The 18,589-nt window shown below is 73.7% G+C and carries 14 protein-coding genes; 6 read left to right on the forward strand and 8 right to left on the reverse strand.

Translation table 11 applies throughout. The features are described from left to right. Positions 1 to 53: 53 nt before the first annotated feature. The 3 genes from EST92_RS14740 (at position 54) to glpK (ending at position 3,892) form a co-directional block, all read left to right on the forward strand. Positions 54 to 1,211 (forward strand): lipid-transfer protein, encoded by a 1,158-nt coding sequence (locus tag EST92_RS14740; protein WP_129281413.1) that lies wholly within the window; start codon positions 54 to 56, stop codon positions 1,209 to 1,211. A 300-nt stretch (positions 1,212 to 1,511) separates the two neighbouring features. After that, positions 1,512 to 2,279 (forward strand): MIP/aquaporin family protein, encoded by a 768-nt coding sequence (locus EST92_RS14745; RefSeq protein ID WP_129281392.1) that lies wholly within the window; start codon positions 1,512 to 1,514, stop codon positions 2,277 to 2,279. A 74-nt stretch (positions 2,280 to 2,353) separates the two neighbouring features. Further along, the gene (glpK, locus tag EST92_RS14750; protein ID WP_129281393.1) at positions 2,354 to 3,892 is read left to right on the forward strand and encodes a glycerol kinase GlpK; all 1,539 of its coding nucleotides are present in this window, start codon (positions 2,354 to 2,356) and stop codon (positions 3,890 to 3,892) included. Between the two features lie 146 nt (positions 3,893 to 4,038). On the opposite strand, the gene EST92_RS14755 is transcribed toward glpK, so the two are convergent. The 6 genes from EST92_RS14755 to EST92_RS14780 all read right to left on the reverse strand — a co-directional run bounded on the left by EST92_RS14755 (position 4,039) and on the right by EST92_RS14780 (position 10,355). Further along, entirely contained in the window at positions 4,039 to 4,650 is a 612-nt protein-coding gene (locus tag EST92_RS14755) for an ATP/GTP-binding protein (RefSeq protein WP_129281394.1), read from the reverse strand. Between the two features lie 226 nt (positions 4,651 to 4,876). After that, positions 4,877 to 5,488, reverse strand: coding sequence for a TetR/AcrR family transcriptional regulator (locus tag EST92_RS14760; RefSeq protein ID WP_129281395.1), 612 nt, complete (start codon positions 5,486 to 5,488; stop codon positions 4,877 to 4,879). 57 nt (positions 5,489 to 5,545) lie between these two features. Next, the gene (locus EST92_RS14765) at positions 5,546 to 6,415 is read right to left on the reverse strand and encodes an alpha/beta hydrolase (RefSeq protein WP_129281396.1); all 870 of its coding nucleotides are present in this window, start codon (positions 6,413 to 6,415) and stop codon (positions 5,546 to 5,548) included. Positions 6,416 to 6,603: 188 nt separating this feature from the next. Continuing rightward, positions 6,604 to 7,017 (reverse strand): DUF742 domain-containing protein, encoded by a 414-nt coding sequence (locus tag EST92_RS14770; RefSeq protein ID WP_129281397.1) that lies wholly within the window; start codon positions 7,015 to 7,017, stop codon positions 6,604 to 6,606. Positions 7,018 to 7,047: 30 nt separating this feature from the next. After that, positions 7,048 to 7,488 (reverse strand): roadblock/LC7 domain-containing protein, encoded by a 441-nt coding sequence (locus EST92_RS14775; RefSeq protein ID WP_129249438.1) that lies wholly within the window; start codon positions 7,486 to 7,488, stop codon positions 7,048 to 7,050. Beyond that, entirely contained in the window at positions 7,485 to 10,355 is a 2,871-nt protein-coding gene (locus EST92_RS14780) for a nitrate- and nitrite sensing domain-containing protein (protein ID WP_129281398.1), read from the reverse strand. The genes EST92_RS14775 and EST92_RS14780 overlap by 4 nt, the downstream gene beginning before the upstream one ends. 371 nt (positions 10,356 to 10,726) lie before the next feature. On the opposite strand from EST92_RS14780, the gene EST92_RS14785 reads away from it, so the two are divergent. Then, on the forward strand, positions 10,727 to 11,110 hold the full coding sequence (locus EST92_RS14785) for a hypothetical protein (protein ID WP_129281399.1): 384 nt from the start codon (positions 10,727 to 10,729) through the stop codon (positions 11,108 to 11,110). Between the two features lie 21 nt (positions 11,111 to 11,131). Here EST92_RS14785 and EST92_RS14790 read toward each other — a convergent pair whose 3' ends face one another. Then, complete coding sequence (locus EST92_RS14790; RefSeq protein ID WP_129281400.1) at positions 11,132 to 11,464, reverse strand: bifunctional 3-phenylpropionate/cinnamic acid dioxygenase ferredoxin subunit; 333 nt, start codon at positions 11,462 to 11,464, stop codon at positions 11,132 to 11,134. A gap of 160 nt (positions 11,465 to 11,624) precedes the next feature. On the opposite strand from EST92_RS14790, the gene EST92_RS14795 reads away from it, so the two are divergent. Then, positions 11,625 to 12,431: an IclR family transcriptional regulator gene (locus EST92_RS14795; protein ID WP_129281401.1), complete on the forward strand. Its 807-nt coding sequence runs from the start codon at positions 11,625 to 11,627 to the stop codon at positions 12,429 to 12,431. A 228-nt stretch (positions 12,432 to 12,659) separates the two neighbouring features. Then, complete coding sequence (locus tag EST92_RS14800; RefSeq protein ID WP_129281402.1) at positions 12,660 to 13,745, forward strand: S-(hydroxymethyl)mycothiol dehydrogenase; 1,086 nt, start codon at positions 12,660 to 12,662, stop codon at positions 13,743 to 13,745. Positions 13,746 to 13,772: 27 nt separating this feature from the next. Here EST92_RS14800 and EST92_RS14805 read toward each other — a convergent pair whose 3' ends face one another. Continuing rightward, positions 13,773 to 18,530, reverse strand: a complete 4,758-nt coding sequence (locus EST92_RS14805) for a hypothetical protein (RefSeq protein ID WP_254068816.1) — start codon at positions 18,528 to 18,530, stop codon at positions 13,773 to 13,775. Positions 18,531 to 18,589 lie beyond the last annotated feature (59 nt).

An 18,589-nucleotide genomic window follows, 5' to 3' on the forward strand; every position in this document is an offset into this window, starting at 1 on the left:
CCCCCACCTCCCCCACCTCCCCGACCCGCGACATCGCCGTGCTGGGCGCCGGTATGCACCCCTGGGGCAAGTGGGGGCGCAGCTTCGTCGAGTACGGCACCAAGGCGGCCAGGGCGGCGCTCGCGGACGCCGGGCTCGACTGGCGTGCCGTACAGAGCGTGGTCGGGGCGGACACGGTCCGCGGCGGCTACCCCGGGTACGTGGCGGGCGCGACCTTCGCCAAGGCTCTGGGCTGGCAGGGCGCCCGAGTGACCAGCGTCTACGCGGCCTGTGCCTCCGGCGCCCAGGCCATCGGCACCGCGCGGGCGCAGATCCTCTCGGGCCAGGCGGACGTGGCCCTGGTGGTCGGCGCCGACGCCGCGCCCAAGGGCTTCTTCGCCCCGGCGGGCGGGGACCGGCCCGACGATCCGGACTGGCTGCGGTTCCGGGTGCTGGGCGCCACCAACCCGGCGTACTTCGGACTGTACGCACGCCGCCGGATGGCGCTGTACGGCGATACGGCCGACGACTTCGCGCAGGTGAAGGTGAAGAACGCGGCGGCCGGCGCGGCCAATCCGTACGCCCGCTACCGCACACCGGTCACCGCGCAGGAGGTCGCTGCATCGGCCGTGGTCGCCGATCCGCTGCGGCTGCTGGACATCTGCGCCACCTCCGACGGCGCCGCCGCACTCGTCCTGACCAGCATGGACTTCGCACGGCGGCACGGCGTGGCCGATCCGGTGCGGATCCGCGCGGTCTCCACGGCCACCCCGCAGTACCCGCGGACCGTGCTGGACCTGCCGGACATCGCCACCGACTCCGCGGCCGCCGTACCGGAGCCCGCAACCGGATTCCGGGCCTCGATCGCGCGCACCGCCTACGAGGAGGCCGGGATCGGCCCCGAGGACCTCTCGCTGGCCGAGGTCTACGACCTGTCCACCGCACTGGAGCTGGAGTGGTACGAGGATCTGGGGCTGTGCGGCGCGGGTGCGGGTGCCGGGCTGCTGCGGGACGGGGTGACGGCGCTGGGCGGGCGGCTGCCGGTGAACGCCAGCGGCGGTCTGAGCTCGTTCGGCGAGGCAGTGCCGGCCCAGGCGATCGCCCAGGTCTGCGAGCTGACCTGGCAGCTGAGGGGAGAGGCCGGCGGCCGTCAGGTGCCCGGTGCCCGGGTGGGCATGACCGCCAATCAGGGGCTGTTCGGGCACGGGTCGGCGGTGGTGGCGGTGCGGTGAGCGCGAGGAGTGCGCGGAGTGAAGTGACCGCGGCGGGTGCGGTCCAGGAGGGTGCGGGGGCCGGCGGCTGACGGGGGTGCCCCAAGGCCCGTCGCATCCGATCGCAGGCGTCAACAACCTCTGCCGCACGCGACCTTGACGCCCCCTCAGCACCGGTGAACACTTCCGGATGCCAGTCGGCACTGCCAACTCAGGCACCCCGGCCCGGTGGCGGCGGCTGCCCGCTGCCCGCCGGTGGCACGCACCCTGCACGGAGGACCGGGGGACGTCCCCGGGCGAGGCGAGGGCCTAGGAGCCGCCATGTATACCAATGGGGACATCTTCGTCGGTGAAGTGATCGGGACCGCGATACTCATTCTCTTCGGCGCGGGTGTGTGCGCCGCCGTCACCCTGCACCACTCCAAGGCGAAGGGCGCCGGCTGGGTGGTGATCGCCTTCGGCTGGGGCATGGGCGTGCTGGCCGGCGCCTACACCGCGGCACCGCTGTCCGGCGGGCATCTCAACCCCGCGGTGACGGTGGGCTCCGCGATCGCGGGCGGCACGCCGTGGTCCGAGGTGCCGCTGTACGTCCTGGCGCAGATGATCGGCGCGGCGGTCGGGGCCGTACTGGCCTGGGCGCTGTATTACGCGCAGTTCGCGGCCAACGCGGAGCGGGAACTCGCCCAGCCGACGCTGGGGATCTTCTCCACCGGCCCGGAGATCCGCAAGCCGGCCGCCAACCTCGTCACCGAGGTCATCGCCACCGCCGGGCTGGTGCTGCCGCTGCTGTGCTTCGGGCAGAACAAGGGCATCGGCATCGGCCAGGTCCCGGGCGCGCAGGCAGGGGTCTACGGCTCGGGGATCAATGTGCTGCTGGTCGCGCTGCTGGTGGTCGGGATAGGGCTGTCGCTGGGCGGGCCCACCGGCTATGCCATCAACCCGGCACGGGACCTCGGTCCGCGCCTGGTGCACGCCGTGCTGCCGATACCCAACAAGGGCTCCTCCGACTGGGGTTACGCCTGGATACCGGTGGCCGGACCGCTGATCGGCGCCGTGCTGTCCGGCCTGGTCTACCGGCTGGCGTTCTGACCCCGGCGTGTCGCACGGACCGGCCCCAGCCCCCCGCTGCACCCACTCACCAGGACGCCAGGAGGCGTGACGGCATGACGGAGCACACCGGGAAGACCGAGAAATACGTAGCAGCGATCGACCAGGGCACCACCTCCAGCCGCTGCATCATCTTCGACCACGGCGGCGCGATCGTCGCCGTCGACCAGCGCGAGCACCGCCAGATCTTCCCCAGGCCGGGCTGGGTGGAGCACGACGCCACCGAGATCTGGTCGAAGGTGCAGGCCGTGGTGGCGGGCGCGCTGACCAAGGCGGGGCTGCGCGCGGACCAGCTCAGTGCGCTGGGCATCACCAACCAGCGGGAGACCACGGTCCTGTGGGACCGCGCCACCGGCAGGCCGGTGCACCATGCGATCGTCTGGCAGGACACCCGGACCTCCCAGCTGTGCGCGGAACTGGGCGGGACGGACGGCCAGGACCGCTTCCGGGAGGCCACGGGGCTGCCGCTGGCCAGCTACTTCTCCGGGCCGAAGGCGGCCTGGCTGCTGGACGAGGTGCCGGGGCTGCGGGCCCGGGCCGAGCGCGGCGAGATCGCGTTCGGCACCATCGACTCCTGGCTGATCTGGAATCTGACCGGCGGCACCGACGGCGGGGTGCATGTCACCGATGTGACCAACGCGGGCCGCACGATGCTGATGAACCTCGGCACCCTGCAGTGGGATCCGGCGATCCTGTCGGCGATGAACGTCCCGGCCGCGATGCTGCCGGAGATCCGGTCGTCGGCCGAGGTGTACGGCACGGCGGTCGGGCAGCTGCACGGGGTGCCGGTGGCCGCCGCGCTCGGCGACCAGCAGGCGGCCGTCTTCGGCCAGACGTGTTACGGCGTCGGCGAGGCCAAGAACACCTACGGCACCGGCTCGTTCCTGCTGCTGAACACCGGCAACCGCCCGGTCCCGTCCAAGAGCGGGCTGCTGACGACCATGGGCTACCAGCTCGGCGGGGAGGCACCGGTCTACTGCCTGGAGGGGTCGATCGCCATCACCGGCGCCCTGGTGCAGTGGTTCCGCGATCAGCTCGGCATCATCGCCTCGGCCGACGAGATCGAGCCGCTGGCGGCGAGCGTCCCCGACAACGGCGGGGCGTATGTGGTCCCGGCGTTCTCCGGCCTCTTCGCGCCCTATTGGCGCTCCGACGCCCGCGGGGTGATCACCGGTCTGACCGGTTTCGTCACCAAGGCGCACCTGGCGCGCGCCGTGCTGGAGGCGACCAGCTGGCAGACCCGTGAGGTGGTGGACGCCATGTTCCAGGACTCGGGGGTGCGGATCACCCGGCTCAAGGTCGACGGCGGGATGACCGCCAACCACCTGCTGATGCAGCATCAGTCGGATGTGCTGGGCGTACCGGTGATCCGCCCGGTGATTTCGGAGACCACCTGTCTGGGGGCGGCGTACGCGGCCGGGCTGGCGACCGGTGTCTGGCAGGACCTGGACGAGCTGCGGAACCACTGGCAGCGCGACGAGGAGTGGACTCCGCGGATGGACGGGCCGACCCGCGACCGAGAGTTCGCCCAGTGGCGCAAGGCGGTGGAGCGCAGCTTCGGCTGGCTGGCAGAGGACGGGTCGGCGGCGTCCTAGGCGTCCTGTCCGGTGGGCCAGGACGCCCAGGGCTCCTCTCGGCAGTCCCTGGAGGCGTACGGCCCGTACCCCGGACGGCGGGGTACGGGCTGTGCTTCCGTGTCCGTCAGGGAGTCGCGGGCCCTCGTCGACCGGCGCCGCACCCGTCAGGGAAGCGCGGGCTCCCGCCGGCCGGCGCGGGTCTCCTTCGCATGCTCGACGACGGAGATCAGCACGTCGCGGGCGTCGTCCTTCAGCCGGGCGTCGCACAGCACCACCGGGACCCCGGGCGCCAGGTCCAGGGCCTCCCGTACGGCCTGCGGCGGATAGCGGTCGGCACCGTCGAAGCAGTTGACGGCGACCGTGAAGGGCAGCCCGCGGCGCTCGAAGTAGTCGATGGCGGAGAAGCTGTCCGCGAGCCGGCGGGTGTCGGCGAGCACCACGGCGCCGAGCGCGCCGCGCGCCAGTTCGTCCCAGAGGAACCAGAAGCGGTCCTGGCCGGGGGTGCCGAACAGATACAGCACCAGCCCCTCGTTGACGGTGATCCGGCCGAAGTCCATCGCGACGGTGGTGGTCGTCTTGGCCTCCACACCGTCGAGGTCGTCGACCGGCCGGCCCGCCTCGGTCAGCCGCTCCTCGGTGCGCAGCGGTTGGATCTCACTGACGGCACCGACCAGGGTGGTCTTACCGACCCCGAAGCCGCCCGCGACCAGGATTTTCAGCGTCACCGGCTCGGCGGCGGCGGACCGGCGGCGACGATCGGAACGCCCAAAGGCCATGGGATTCTTCTCCTGAATTGCCGGGTGTGCGGGTGGAGCTCACGCTTGGTCCCCGGGCGTCGGCGCACGAGGCGGCACGTGCAAGGGAACGGTACAACGTGCTCAGCACGGCGCCCACTTGAGATGCATCACGGCCCGGTGACACCAGGGGGTCAAGGCCGCCAACCTGCCCAAAAGGGCGCCGGGCACCGCCGTTGAGGCGGGTGGGCCCGGCCCCGGCGGGCGCTCAGCGCGGGGTGAGGGCCTGGGGCCGGTCGAGCAGCCCCAGCAGGTTCACCAGGCTGGACTCGATGAACGCGCACAGCTCGTCCCGGGCGCCGGGCCGCTCCACCGGCCAGGTGGTGGCCGCCTCCTCGGCGAACGCCATCCAGGCGCGGGTGGCGAGTTCGGCCTGCGGGGCGTCCGGCATGCCCAGGCGCCGCCGGCCGTCGTGCACCCGGCGGGCGACGGTCTCGCGGGTGGCGCCGACGATGTCGGTGACCGCGGGGTGGCTGCCGGCGGCGCCCCGTACCAGCGCGAGGTACACCTGCCGGTGCTCCAGGACGTACGCCACGAAGCCCGCGATGAAGGCCCGCATCCAGGCGACCGGCTCCAGGGAGACGTCCGGTTCCGTCGCGGCGGTGAAGCGGTCGCATTCGGCGCGGACCACCGCGCGGTAGAAGTCGCGCTTGGAGCCGAAGTAGTGGAAGAGCAGTCCCCGGGAGATCCCGGCCCGCCGGGCGACCTCGTCGGTGGACAGCTCGTCCAGGGAGCGGTCGGCGAGCATCTCCAGCCCGATACCGACCAGTTGCTCCCTGCGCTGATCGGGGGTGAGTCGGGTGGTGCGTCTGCCGGACATGCGCGCAGTGTACGGCGGCGGGCCGGGGGCGCAGTGGGCTTCCGGCCCGTCCCGGCCTCAGGCGTACTGCTCCAGATGATCCAGGATCTTGGGCGCGACCACGTCGGGGACCTCTTCGGGCAGCCAGTGGCTGGCGCCCTCCAGGGCCTCGAAGCGGTAGGGACCGTCCACCCACTCCCCCGTCGACTCGGCCGCGCCGCGGCCCAGGGCGGTGTCCTCGCTGCCCCACAGGAAGAGGGTGGGGACGCCGATCCGGCCGGCCGGGATCGAGATGACCGACTCGGGGGCGCGGTACCAGTTCAGGGTGGCGGTGAGCGCGCCCGGTGCGGAGAGCCGGCGGACATTGGCGTCCACGAGGGCGTCGGGGACCTTGCCGGCGTAGGCGGCGCGCAGCCGGGCGGCGTCGTCGGCGAGCAGGGCGGTCTCCGCGGCGCCGTCGTCGCGGCGGAAGAAGCGGACGTAGTCGAGCCGGTGGTGCTGGGTGTCGTCCGTGGAGGCGGCGCGGTTGAGCGCGTCCGGGTGCGGGGTGGCCAGCACGGTCAGGGACTTCAGCCGCTCGGGGTGGGCACCGGCCAGCGCCCAGGCGACCATGCCGCCCCAGTCGTGCGAGACGAGGTGGAAGCGCCGTGCGCCCTGGGAATCGGCGAAGGCCAGGGCGTCGGCGACGAGTTCGGGCACGGCATAATCGGCGATCCGGGGCGGGCGGGCGCGCGGGGAGTAGCCCCGCTGGTCGACGGCGACGGCGCGGTAGCCGGCCGTGCCCAGGGCGGGCAGCACCGCGCTCCAGGAGTCGGCGAACTCGGGCCAGCCGTGCAGCAGCAGCACGAACTCCCCGTCGGCGGGCCCGCAGGCCAGTGCGTCGTAGGTGTGCGGGCCGACCTGGATCTCCAGGCGTTCGAAGGGGTCCGGGGTCTCGTCCGTGGCCATGGCGACGCGTCTCCTCCTGTTGACGGCTGCTCAACAGGCACCGTACCCCGGCGGTTGAGGCGTGCCCAACGAAGCCCTGGCCCGCGGGCGGCACGGCGGAACCGCTGTCCCACCCCGGCGCCCGGGAGTGCAGAGGGCCGCCGCCCCGGCCGAACGGACCGGGCGGCGGCCATCGGACCGCGGGGAGTTCACAGCGCGCGCAGGCCGTCGATCACCTCGCGCAGCACCTTCTCGTCCGGCAGCTCGGCCGGCGGTACCGGCCTGCTGACGTGGACCAGGTCCGCATCCAGCAGATCCCCGATCAGGACCCGTACGACGCCGACCGGCAGGTCGAGGCCGGCCGCCAACTCGGCCACCGACAGCGGCTCCTGCCGGCACCGCTCCACGATCTCCACATGCTCGGGCGACAGCATCTGATCGTCGACCGCCTCTTCCGCGCGGCTCTCGGCGATCACCAGCGCGATCAGATCGAGGCGGTTCTCCGCGGCCGTACGGGTACGGCCGCGGGTCATCGCGTACGGGCGGACGACCGGGCCCGCGTCGTCGTCGAACCAGCGGGCCGTCTCCCGGCCCCGCGGCTCCCGGCCGTCCTGCTCCGTCATCGCGTCACCCTCGCGTCACCCTCGTCGCGCTCAGGCGAAGGGGCCGGACCGGGGCGCGGTGCCCAGGTGCGTGCCCACGCGCTTGACCAGCAGCGTCATCTCGTAGGCGATCAGGCCGACATCGGAGTCCGCGTCGGCCAGCACGGCCAGGCAGCTGCCGTCGCCGGCCGCGCTGACGAACAGGAACGCCTCGTCGAGCTCGACCATGGTCTGCCGGACCTGGCCGGCGTCGAAGTGCCGGCCGACGCCCTTGGCCAGGCTGTGGAAGCCGGAGGCGACGGCGGCCAGATGCTCGCCGTCCTCGCGGGTCAGGTCCTTCGACGCCCCGGTGGCCAGGCCGTCGCTGGACAGCACGAGTGCCTTGCGGATGGAGCCGACCCGCTCGACCAGTTCGTCCAGGAGCCAGTTCAGGTCACCGGATCCCTTCGCCGAACCCGGTGCGGTGGAAGCTGCTGCCTTCGGTGCGGTCATGGACCGTGCCCTCCCGATGTGGTTCCTGGTGGTGCGGTGGTGCCCGTGTCGTCGCCGTCGTGCGTGGCGGCGTCACGGTTGCCGGAGCCTGTGGTGTCCTCCGGGCCGGTGGGGGCCGGGGCCGTGGGGTCCGCGGCCGGCGTTGCGGGGGCCGGCGGGTCCTCGCCCGGTGGTGGCGCGCTCGCGCGCGGGTCCTCTCCGTTGTCGCGACGGCCGCGCTGCCAGCCGCGCTGGAGCGAGGCCATCCGGGCGCGGACCGCCTCGGCGTCGCGGTCGTCCGCGGCCGGATGCCGCGCCGGTGCCTGCTCCGCCTCCGCCGCCGGGTCCTTCTTCAGCTGCGGCGCGAGGCTGGCCTGCCGTACCCGACGGGGCAGGCCCTGGGGCGTGGTCGGGCCGGACGCGTCGTGGTCCTCGACGGGCCGCGGGCCGGCCGGCGGGTCCGGTGGCGCGGCGGACGACGGTGGCCCGGCCTCGGAGCGGCGCGCGTCGCGTTCCTGGGAGCGGGTGCGCTCGGCGCCGGGGCGTTCGGCGCCCCGCTTGCCCGTGGCGTCAGGGTCGTCGACCGTTCTGCCGTGGTCGGAGACCAGCACCGGCGGACGGTGGCGGCGCGGCAGGGGCGCCAGCCCGCCGCCGGGCGCCTGGTCCCGGGTCTGCTGGTGCTGCTCGCCGTCGGGCACGGGCGGCACCGGCGCGATGCTGCGCGGTGCGGAGGACGGGCCGGCCGGGCCCTTGCGGTCGCGGTCGCGCTTCCTGAAGAGGCTGTCCTCGTCGTCGGCGGGAGCCGGCTCGTCCCGGTCGAGCGGCGCCTCCAGTTCGACCGGTCCGTCGATGACGGCCGGCGCGCGCCGCTCCCGCACGGGCAGCGGGCCCGGCGCCTCGGAGAGCGCGGCCAGCTTGCCCGCCGCATGCTCCAGTTCATTGCCGACCGGGCCGCCGGGCAGACCGTCCGCGGCACCCTCGTCATCGGCCCGGCCGCCCTCGGTGAGCAGCGCCCCCGGGATGAAGACGACGGCGGTGGTGCCGCCGTACGGCGAGGGCTGCAGGGAGACCCGTACGTCCTGCCGCCGGGCGAGCCGGCTGACCACGAACAGCCCGAGCCGGTCGGTGTCGGACAGCTCGAACTCGGGGGTCTCGGCGAGCCGGAGGTTGGCCTCCAGCAGCAGATCGGGGGCCATGCCCAGACCGCGGTCGTGGATCTCCAGGGTGAAGCCGTTGGCGACCCGCTCGCCCAGCACCTGCACGGCGGTGTGCGGCGGGGAGAAGACCGTGGCGTTCTCCAGGAGTTCGGCTATCAGGTGCGTGAGGTCGGACACCGCGGGACCGTCCACCGCGAGCCGGGGCAGTCGGCGGACCTCGATCCGCTCGTAGTCCTCCACCTCGGCGACCGCCGCGCGCACCACGTCCATCAGCTGGATCGGTTTGCGCCACTGCCGGGAGGGGGCCGCGCCGGAGAGGATGACCAGGCCCTCCGCGTGCCGCCGCATACGGGTGGTCAGGTGGTCGATCCGGAAGAGGTCGGCGAGTTCGTCGGTGTCCTCGGTGCGCCGTTCCATGGCGTCCAGCAGGGTCAGCTGGCGGTGCAGCAGGACCTGGCTGCGGCGGGCGAGGTTGACGAAGACCTCGGAGACGCCGCGGCGCATCTCGGCCTGCTTGACAGCGGCCTCGATCGCGGCCCGCTGAAGGGTGTGCAGCGCCTGGCCGACCTGGCCGGTCTCGTCCGGGCCGAATTCGAGCCGGGGCGCCTCGGTCTCCACATCGACCTGTTCGCCGGCCGCCAGCCGGCGCATCACGCTCGGCAGCCGTACGCCGGACACCTCGTGGGCGGTCTTGCGCAGCCGGATCAGGTCCCGGACGTGGCGGCGGCCGACGCGGAAGGAGACGACGATCGAGATCAGCAGCACGACGAAGCCGAGGACGCCGGCGATGGCCGCCTTGAGGAGGATGTGCGTGGCGACCGGGGCCACCCGCTCCTGGTAGCGCTCGGCGGCGTCCTTGTCCATCCGGTGGAGGTCGCCGAGCACCCGCTGCGCCGCGGCGTTCCACCGCTCGGCGTTGACCGCGTGCGGTCCGTCCTTCGCCCCGGCGGCGATCACCCGGTCCTCGTACGAGGTCAGCTCGCGCGCCTTCGCCGCGTGCCAGTAGTCCTGGTAGATGCCGCGGTCCCGGGCGGGCAGGACGGGCAGGCCGACGCGGTACAGGAGCCGGCGCTCGGCGACCCGGTCGGACACCGACCGCAGATCGCGCGGGCTCATGCTGCCGGAGGCCAGCACCGCGGACATCAGGGCGTCCTCACGGGAGAGGGTCTCCCGGGCACGGGTGAGGGTGATCAGCGCCCGGGCCTGTTTGTCCATCTCCACATTCTCCAGCGCGTGGAGTGCGGAAAGGAAGTCATAGCCGGGATCGACAAGGGAGTTGTAGCTCTCCAGGGCCTCGTCGCGGGTGACGGTGTTGTCCTGGACCTGGGTGCGCAGCGAGCCGAGCGAGGAGAGGCCCTTGAGGACGCCGTGCATCCGGTCGCCGGCCTCGCCGGACAGGTCCTCGAGGGTGTCGCGGGTGTCGGTGTCGGCCCGCAGCTGGGTGACGGCCTCGTCGGTGGCCCGGGTCCGCCGGCGGAGTGCGTCCAGTGCGTCGGCGTCGCGCCGGTCGGCGAGGTACAGCAGACTCTGCCGGCGCTCGTCCTGGAGGGTCAGGATGACGTTCTCCACCGGATAGCCCAGGTGCTGCACGACGTTGCCGACGTCCAGCAGCTGGTTGGCCTCACGACCGGTGAGGTAGGTCGTGAACGCCCACAAGGACGTCAGGGACAGCAGTGGTACGAGCAGCAACGCCACGATCTTCCGGCGGACCGACTTCCCGCGAAAGCGCATGGCCTCCCCTACGTCAACCCCGGCGCACGGGGGTGGTGTTCCGTCAACAAACGGCGCGAGCCTACTACTGTCGGGTGACCTAGCCGAAGGCCTCTCGTGACCTCGGGGAGACCGGCCGCGCGGGATCGTCATGAGTTGTCCGCCGATTCCCGGACAACCCGCCCCGCGTTCGACGACCCGGTCCGGGCGTCGATGTCCGACGGCCTGCCGGGCGGTTGGCCGGTTTTTCTCTACCCCGGGTAACCCTGTGCGGCTCCGGTGCGTGACCATGGAGGGGTACGGGGTACGACACCAGGGGCATGTACCGGGCGAAACGCGGGCAGTCCCCAAGGAGTCGGACATGGGACACGTGCGGGGAGGGTGACGCGTTCATGGACACCGGCAGACGGCCGTTGTGGCAGGAGGAGCCGGCCGCCCGGCCCCGGATGGCTGATCCGGTGCGCACCGCCGCGGTGCGTGCCGTCATCATCGTGGCCCTCACGCTGATTCAGGCCATGGTGGCGTTCCTGTGCACGCTGGCGGGCTCCTGGTTCGCGTTCCCCGCGGTGCTCAGCACGGTCGCCAGCACCGTGGTCGCCACCTGGGGCGTGCTGGACGTCTGGGTCACCCGGCAGGTGTGGGTGCAGCGCAACGGCGTGCAGTCGCAGCCGAGCTCCACCGCCCGGGAACTGCGCCGGGAGCGGCGCCGCGCGCGGCGGCAGCGGCGCCGGGAGTCACGGGAGGGCCCGTCGCGGGCCTCGCGCACGGCGGCGTGAACGGCCGGGCGGACCCGGGATTCACGCGACGACGACCGCTTCCCGCACGGCGGGCCGTACATGAATCATGCCGTCCAGGACACTGACCTCGTGGGTGCGCACCGGCCGGCGGGCGGGCAGGCAGGCGGCAGCCCCGGTCCGCAGGTCGAACAGGGCCGCATGCAGCGGGCATTCCACGAAGCAGCCCTCGACCCAGCCCTCGGAGAGCGAGGCGTCCTGGTGACTGCAGGTGTCGTCGACGGCGTAGAAACCATCCTCGGCGTGGAAGACCGCGATGGCCGGTGTGGTGTCGTCGATCTCGATCCGTACGGACTCACCCTCGGGCAGGTCCTCGATACGGCAGACGGGAATCATCTGGCCCCCCTCTCGCTGATCGGTATCATGTGTTCTGAATAACGCATCGCAGAGCGCGATGCGCAACAGAATCCAAGCCGGGGAGCGGGCCGTCAAGGGCTTCCCGGCAGATGCCTTCAGATGTGCCCCGCGGGGCCACCGGGTGGTGACACAAAGACCCATGTCGAACACGAACGATGCGGCAGACGACCGGTCCGAGGAACGGCGCGCCGGGGCGGGATCCGTCCAGTCCGTGGACCGTGCGGTGAGCGTGCTGGAGATCCTGGCCAAGCTGGGCGAGGCCGGGGTGACCGAGATCTCGGAGGAGCTGGGCGTCCACAAATCGACCGCGTTCCGGATCCTCGGGGTGCTGGAGCACCGCGGTCTGGTGGAGCAGGAGAAGGAGCGCGGCAAGTACTACCTGGGCGCCGGGGTGCTGCGGCTGGCCGGCGCCGCGGCCATCCGGCTGGACATCTCGCAGGAGGGCCAGCCGGTCTGCCGGGCGCTCGCCGAGGACACCGGGGAGACCGCCAACATCGCGGTGCTGGACGGCGACGCCGCGGTCAACATCATGCAGGCCAGGGGCTCCGCGGCGGTCACCGCGTACAACTGGCTGGGCCGCCGCACCCCGCTGCACGCCACCGCCAGCGGCAAGGTGCTGCTGGCGCATCTGCCGGCGCAGCGCCGGGAGGCCCTGGTGACCCGCAAGCTGCCGCGGTTCACCGAGCACACCCTGACCACGGCGGCCGGCCTGCGCGAGCAGCTGAGCGCCGCGCTCGCGGACGGGTTCGCCTGCACCAGCGAGGAGTTGGAGATCGGGCTCAACGCGGTGGCGGCACCGGTGCGGGCGCACGACGGTGCGGTGATCGGGGCGATCGGCCTCTCGGGGCCGGCGTACCGCATGGAGCGGGAGCTGCTGCCCGAGCTGGCGGAGCGGTCCGCGAAGGCGGCTGCCGACCTCTCCCGCCGCATGGGGTACGCGGGTTGAGGCGGCTTGCGGAAAATCCCCCTTGACGGATCCCCTGCGGACTTCCAGCATGTCTCCCATAGCGCAACCAATCGCGCTATAGGCAACACGGAGCCAGGGGTGGCCGCCCACCGCCGCTGTCCCCGCCCGCTCGCCGCGCACCACTCCAACCCCTCACCGGCATCCGTGCCACCTCACGCGTGCTACCCGCCCCTGCCGCCACCGCAGGCGCTGTTTTAGGAGTGAGACATGCCGCACGAAGCCCGCGCCGTCGTCGCCCTCAAGAAGGGCGCCCCCGTCGAGGTGCTGCCGATCCTCGTACCCGATCCCGGTCCGGGCGACGTGCTCGTGACGGTCCAGGCCTGCGGGGTGTGCCACACCGATCTGCACTATCGCGACGGCGCGATCGGCGACGACTTCCCCTATCTGCTCGGCCATGAGGCGGCCGGGGTGATCGAGGAGGTCGGCCCCGGCGTCACGGACCTGGCGCCCGGCGACTACGTGGTGCTCGCCTGGCGGGCGCCCTGCGGACAGTGCCGCTCCTGCCGCCGCGCCCGCCCCTGGTACTGCTTCGCCTCGCGCAACGCCGGCCGGGCCATGACCCTGTTGGACGGCACGGAGCTGACCGCGGCCCTGGGCATCGGCGCCTTCGCCGAGAAGACCCTGGTAGCCGCCGGGCAGGCGGTGAAGGTCGATCCGTCGGCGCGCCCGGAGGCCGCGAGCCTGATCGGCTGCGGGGTGATGGCCGGCTACGGCGCCGCCGTGCACACCGGCGAGGTGGGCAGCGGGGACACCGTCGCAGTGATCGGCTGCGGCGGGGTCGGCAACGCCGCCATCGCCGGCGCCTCCCGGGCCGGCGCGCGACGCGTCATCGCCGTCGATCTCGACGACGCGAAGCTGGACGCCGCCGAGCGGTTCGGCGCCACCGACACCGTCAACTCCCGCGGCACGGACCCGGTCGAGGCGGTCCGTGCGCTGACCGGCGGGCACGGCGCCGACGTGGTGATCGACGCGGTCGGCCGGCCGGAGACCTACCGGCAGGCCTTCTACATGCGCGATCTGGCGGGCACGCTGGTCCAGGTCGGGGTGCCCGGTCCGGAGATGCGCATCGACCTGCCGCTCCTCGATCTCTTCTCGCGCGGCGGCGCACTGAAGTCGTCCTGGTACGGCGACTGTCTGCCCAGCCGCGACTTCCCCGTACTGATCGATCTGTTCCTGAGCGGCAAGCTCGATCTGGAGCGGTTCATCAGCGAGACCATCGCGCTCGACGACCTCGAAGCGGCCTTCGCGAAGATGCAGCGCGGGCAGGTCCTGCGGTCGGTCGTCGTGGTGTGACCGTCCGCGGGGCCTCCGCGCCACGGCTCACCCGGCGGTCTCGTCCAACTGCTCCGCGGACGCGGACTCTTCCCGCCCTTCCTGCCCTTCCTGCCCTTCCTGCTCCTCCGGCTCTTCCCGCTGCTCCGGCTCTTCCGGACGGCGGTACATCCGTGTCGCGGTGATCTGGCCGTGCACCGCCTCGCCGGACGGGTCCGGCTGCGGCAGGCCCGGCCGCAGATGCTCCTCGACGCTGATGTACTTCAGTCCGGCCCGCAGGTCGGCATCGTTGCGCAACCGGATGACCAGCGGGAACTCCGCGAGCGCGGTGGTGTCGAAGAGGCCGGTGGTGTAGAGCAGCTGGACGCCGAGCGCATCGGCGACCGCGCGCTGCAGCTCCAGCAGATAGGTCGCGTTGGCGCGGCCGATGGGGTTGTCCAGGAACAGCGTGCCGGCGTGCCGCTGCTTGTCGCGGCCCCGGTCGTTGCTGCGCAGCGCCGCCATCGTGCAGTACAGCGCGATGGCGGCGGTCAGCAGCTGGCCGCCGGAGAACACATCGCCCATCTGCCCGACCGGTACCCGCTCGGCGCGCAGCACCGCGTCCGGCTTGAGGATCTCCACGGCCACCCCGCGCGGCTGGAGCGCCGCGCTGACCCCGCGCAGCAGCAGGGACATCCCGTCCCGCCGCAGATCGCTGTTCTTCTTCACGGCCGCACGGGTCGCCTCGTCGATGACCTCACCCAGCCGCTCGGTGAGCGTGGCCTGGTCGGGGTCCTCGAAGCGGATCCGCAGGAACTCCTGCCCGGACCACTCCCCCAGCCCCTCGGGCAGCCGGGACAGCCGCTGGGCGGAGCGCAGCGTCGTCAGCGACGACTCGACCAGCCCGCGGAGCCGGTCGACGATGGAGTCGCGGTTGCGCTCCAGCTGCGCCAGCTCGTCGGTCAGCACCCGCAGCCGGGGGGCGAAGGCGTCCGCCCACTTGGCGGCGTGGTCCGGGAGGGCCGAGGCGGGCAGCTCGCGGATCTGCTGGCGGGCGGGGGTACGGACCTGTTCGTAGCGGGTGGAGTTGGCGTGCCGCACGAGGATGTCGCTCGCCTCGCGCACCGCGGACTCGGCGGTGGACAGGTCGGCGGCGCAGCCGCGCAGCGAGCGGCGGGACTCGGCGGCGTCCTGCCGGGCCTGCGGCAGCGCGCCCGCGTACGGCTCGATCGGCTCGTCCGCCGCGTCCTCGGGGTCGTTGTTGTCGCGTAGCAGGTCGCGCAGCAGCGCGGCGGTCTCGTCGAAGCCGCCGGCCGCGTCCTCGGCTCCGCGGTGGGCGCGCAGCAGCTCCTCGTGCTGCGCCCGGGCGCCCTCCAACGCCTCGGTGGCGGTGGCGAGTTCACCGGAGGCGGTGCGCAGCAGCTCCTTGGCGCGGTCCGCGTCGGCGGGCACCAGCTCGTCCGGCAGCTCGGTGTGTGCCTCGCCGTCGGTGGGGGCGAGGCGTTCGGCCTCGCCGCGCAGCCGGCCGAGTTGTTCACTGGCGGCCGAGGCGCGCGTCTCCAGCATGTGCACCCGGGATTCGGCGCGGGACGCGGCGGCCTGCCGGGACGGGCCGTCGGCGGCGTCCGGGCTCTCCAGGAGGGCTTCCGCGCGGGTGCGGACCTTGTTGGTGAGGCGGTTGAGCTCGGCCAGGGCGGCGCTCTCGTCACCCTCGGCGCGGGCCTGTTCGGCGCGCAGATCCGCGCCGACGCCGACCTTCTCGTAGAGCTGGGAGGCGGCGCGGTAGGCCTCGCGCAGCGCCGGCAGCGAGGCGCTCGCCCCTTCGGGGGCCTCCCCCAGGTCGTCCGGTACGCCGGCGATCTCGGCGCGCTCGGCACGCAGCGCGCGGGCGGTGCGGCGGGCGTCGTCGGCGGCGCGCTGGGCGGCCCGGCGGTCCTCGTCGGCGGCCCGCGCGCGGTCCACGCACTCCTCGGCGCGGGCCTCGAACTCGGCCGCCTCGTCGGTGAGTTCCCGCTGCCGGGACTGCCAGGAGGCACGCTCGCGCAGCCGGTGGGCGAGTCCGGCCAGCAGGTCGGCGGCGCGGCGGGCACGCTGGGCGGTCTCCTGCCGCTCGTCGCGCACCCGGGTGGCCTCGGCCGCGGCCTCGTCGGTCCCGTCCCGGGCCGCACGGGCCTCGGCCAGCTCGGCGGCGGCCTCCTCGGCGGCCGCCCGCGTCTCGTCCGCCGCGGTGGCGAGTTCGGCCAGACGGCCGGCCGGGCAGCCCGTGCGCCACGAGCCGAGCCGGGCGGCCAGCGCACGGTCCCCGGCGAGCCGGGCGGCCAGCGCACGGATCTCCTCGTCGCGCTCTATGGCGCGCGCCCGCAGCGCCTGCCGCTCCTCGTCCGCGGCGGACTCGTCGTGCATCGCCGGGTTCGGCGGCACGAGGAAGACACCGGATTCCCGCTCGTCAGCGGCGGGCGTGGGCGCGAGCAGCGCGGCCGCGGTACCCACCGCGACGGCCGAACGCGGCAGCAGTGCGGCCCGGGCGAGTACCTCGCGGGCCCGGGCATGGGTCTCCGGGTCCGTGATGATCACGCCGTCGACGAGCTCGGGGCGGGCGGCGAGCACCCGGGTGTGGTCGGCGGGGTCGACGGACTGGGCGAGATAGCGCCAGCCCGGCAGCGCGGGCACACCGTGCTCGCCGAGGTACTCCACCGCCGCCAGCACATCGGGCCCCGGCGGCAGCAGACCGCCGTCACCCAGCGCGCCGAGGATGCGGGAGTCGTCGGCAGCGGCCGTCCGCAGGTCGAACAGCTGCCGTTCGGCGGCCGCGACGCCCTCCTCCAGGAGTTCGTGCAGTCCGTCGGCGTTACGGTCCAGCTCCTCGGCGGTCAGCGAGCCGCCGACGGGACGGCGCGGGACGCCCTGGTCCGCACCGGAGGTACCGGGCGCGGCCGTACGGGGCCCGGGCACGCCGACGGACTTCGCCTCGGCCTGCGGGAGTCCGAGGAGGTCGGCGAGCCGCTGCTCGGAGCCGAGGGACTCGGCGGCCCGGCGCTCGGCTTCGTAGGCCCGCCCTGCGGCCTCGGCGGCGTCCTCGGCGCGGGCCGCGGCGAGTTCGGCGGTGGAGTGCCTCGCTGCGGCCTCGCGGGCGCGGTCGGTGGCCTGCCGGGCGGCCTCGCGGGCCGTGTCCCAGGCCTCGACGGCGGTCTTCTCCGCGTCCGAGGCCGCGAGCGCGGCACGGGCCGGGTCGGCGTCGGGGGCACTGTCGTCCAGCCAGCCGGCCCGGACGGCCTCGGCGGTCTCCTCGGCGACCTCGGCCAGCCGCTGCTTGAGGTGATCGGCCTCGCTGCGGGCGCGCTGGGCGTGGGTGGCGGCCGAGGTGGCGTCGCGGTGCGCGGACTCGCCGGCCTCCTGGAGAGCGGCGGAGCGCTCCTCCTCCTCGTTGGCGACGCGCTCCCCGGCCTCCGCCGCCGCGTGCAGGGCGCGCACGAGGTCGGCGGCGGCGGTGGCGCGGGCGGCGAGTGCCGGGGCGGCGTCCCGCTCGGCCTCGCGGATGGCGGCGGCGACCCGCGCGGAACGATCGGCGGCGGCGCGGTGCCGCAGCGCGGTCTCGGCGGCCTGCCAGGCACTGTGCAGCGTACGGGCGTCGTTGAGCTCGCGGCGCTGGGCGGCGGCGCCCTTCTCCGCGGCGGCCAGCGCCAGCGAGGCGTGCCGGTAGGCGAGTTCGGCGGAGACCAGGGAGCGGCGCTCGCGGATCCGCTCGGCGTCGGTGACGCGGTGCGCCGCGGTGGCGACCTGTTCGGCCAGCTCGGCGGCGCGACCGCGCTCCTCGGTGCCGCGGGCGTGCAGCCGCTGGGCCAGTGCGCGGGTGCGGCGCTCGGCGCCGGCATGCACCTCGCGGGCGCGTTCACGCTGCTCGGCGGCGTCCGCGATGCGCGACAGCAGGTCGAGCGACCCGGCGGTGAAGTCCCGCTCGGCGGTGAGCTCGGCGCGCCGGCCGAGCTTGTGGGCGAAGCCGTGCACCAGGTCGGCGAGGCCGTCGGTGTCACGGGTGTCCGTGACGGCACGCAGCAGCAGGTCGGTGAAGTCCGAGTCGTTCTTGACCGCGAACAGACCGGCCGCCTCGCCCTCGTCGGCGTTCATCTCCCGCTGGTAGCGGAAGAGCTCCGGGTCCAGGCCGAGCTCGCCGAGATGTTCGTTCCAGCGCTCGTGGATCTCTTCCCAGACGACGTCGAGGTTGGGGTAGTTCTTCCCGGCCTCGGTGAGGACGTCGCGGAAGCCCTTCATCGTGCGGCGCCGGCCCTGGGCGCCGGAGCTGCCCTCGCCGTCCCCCTGCCGGGGGCGGATGACGGTGGCCTCGGCGACGGGGAGCGAGTCCAGGCTCATCCCGGGGCCGGGCCGGAAGCTGTACCAGGCCTCGGCGAACTTCCGGGGGTCGTTGGAGACCTGCCGGCCGCGCCACTCGCTGACCTTGCCGACGACCACGCTCTCGCCGGTGAGGACGTGCTGCCATTCCAGGGCGACATGGCCGCAGTCGTCGGCGAGCAGGAATTTGCGCAGCACGCCGGAGCTGGCACCGCCGAGGGTGTTGCGGTGGCCGGGCAGCATCACCGAGAAGATCAGCTTGAGCAGGACGGACTTGCCGCCGCCGTTCTCCAGGAACAGGACGCCCGCGGGAGCCGGGCGGCGCGGCGGGCCCACCGGTTCGTCCTCGAAGAAGTCCGCCTGCGCCGGGGCCGGGTGGGGTACGGGGGCGCCGACTCCACGCAGGTCCAGCACGGTGTCGGCATAGCGCGCACCGGCGGGCCCGATGGAGTAGAGACGGACCCGGGACAGCTCGTACATGGCGGACTCTCGTTGTCGTGTGGGGTGGGGTGGAGGGCGGGAAAGGGCGGGAAGGGGGG

Source organism: Streptomyces sp. TM32, from assembly GCF_004122755.1.
GTDB lineage: Bacteria > Actinomycetota > Actinomycetes > Streptomycetales > Streptomycetaceae > Streptomyces > Streptomyces sioyaensis.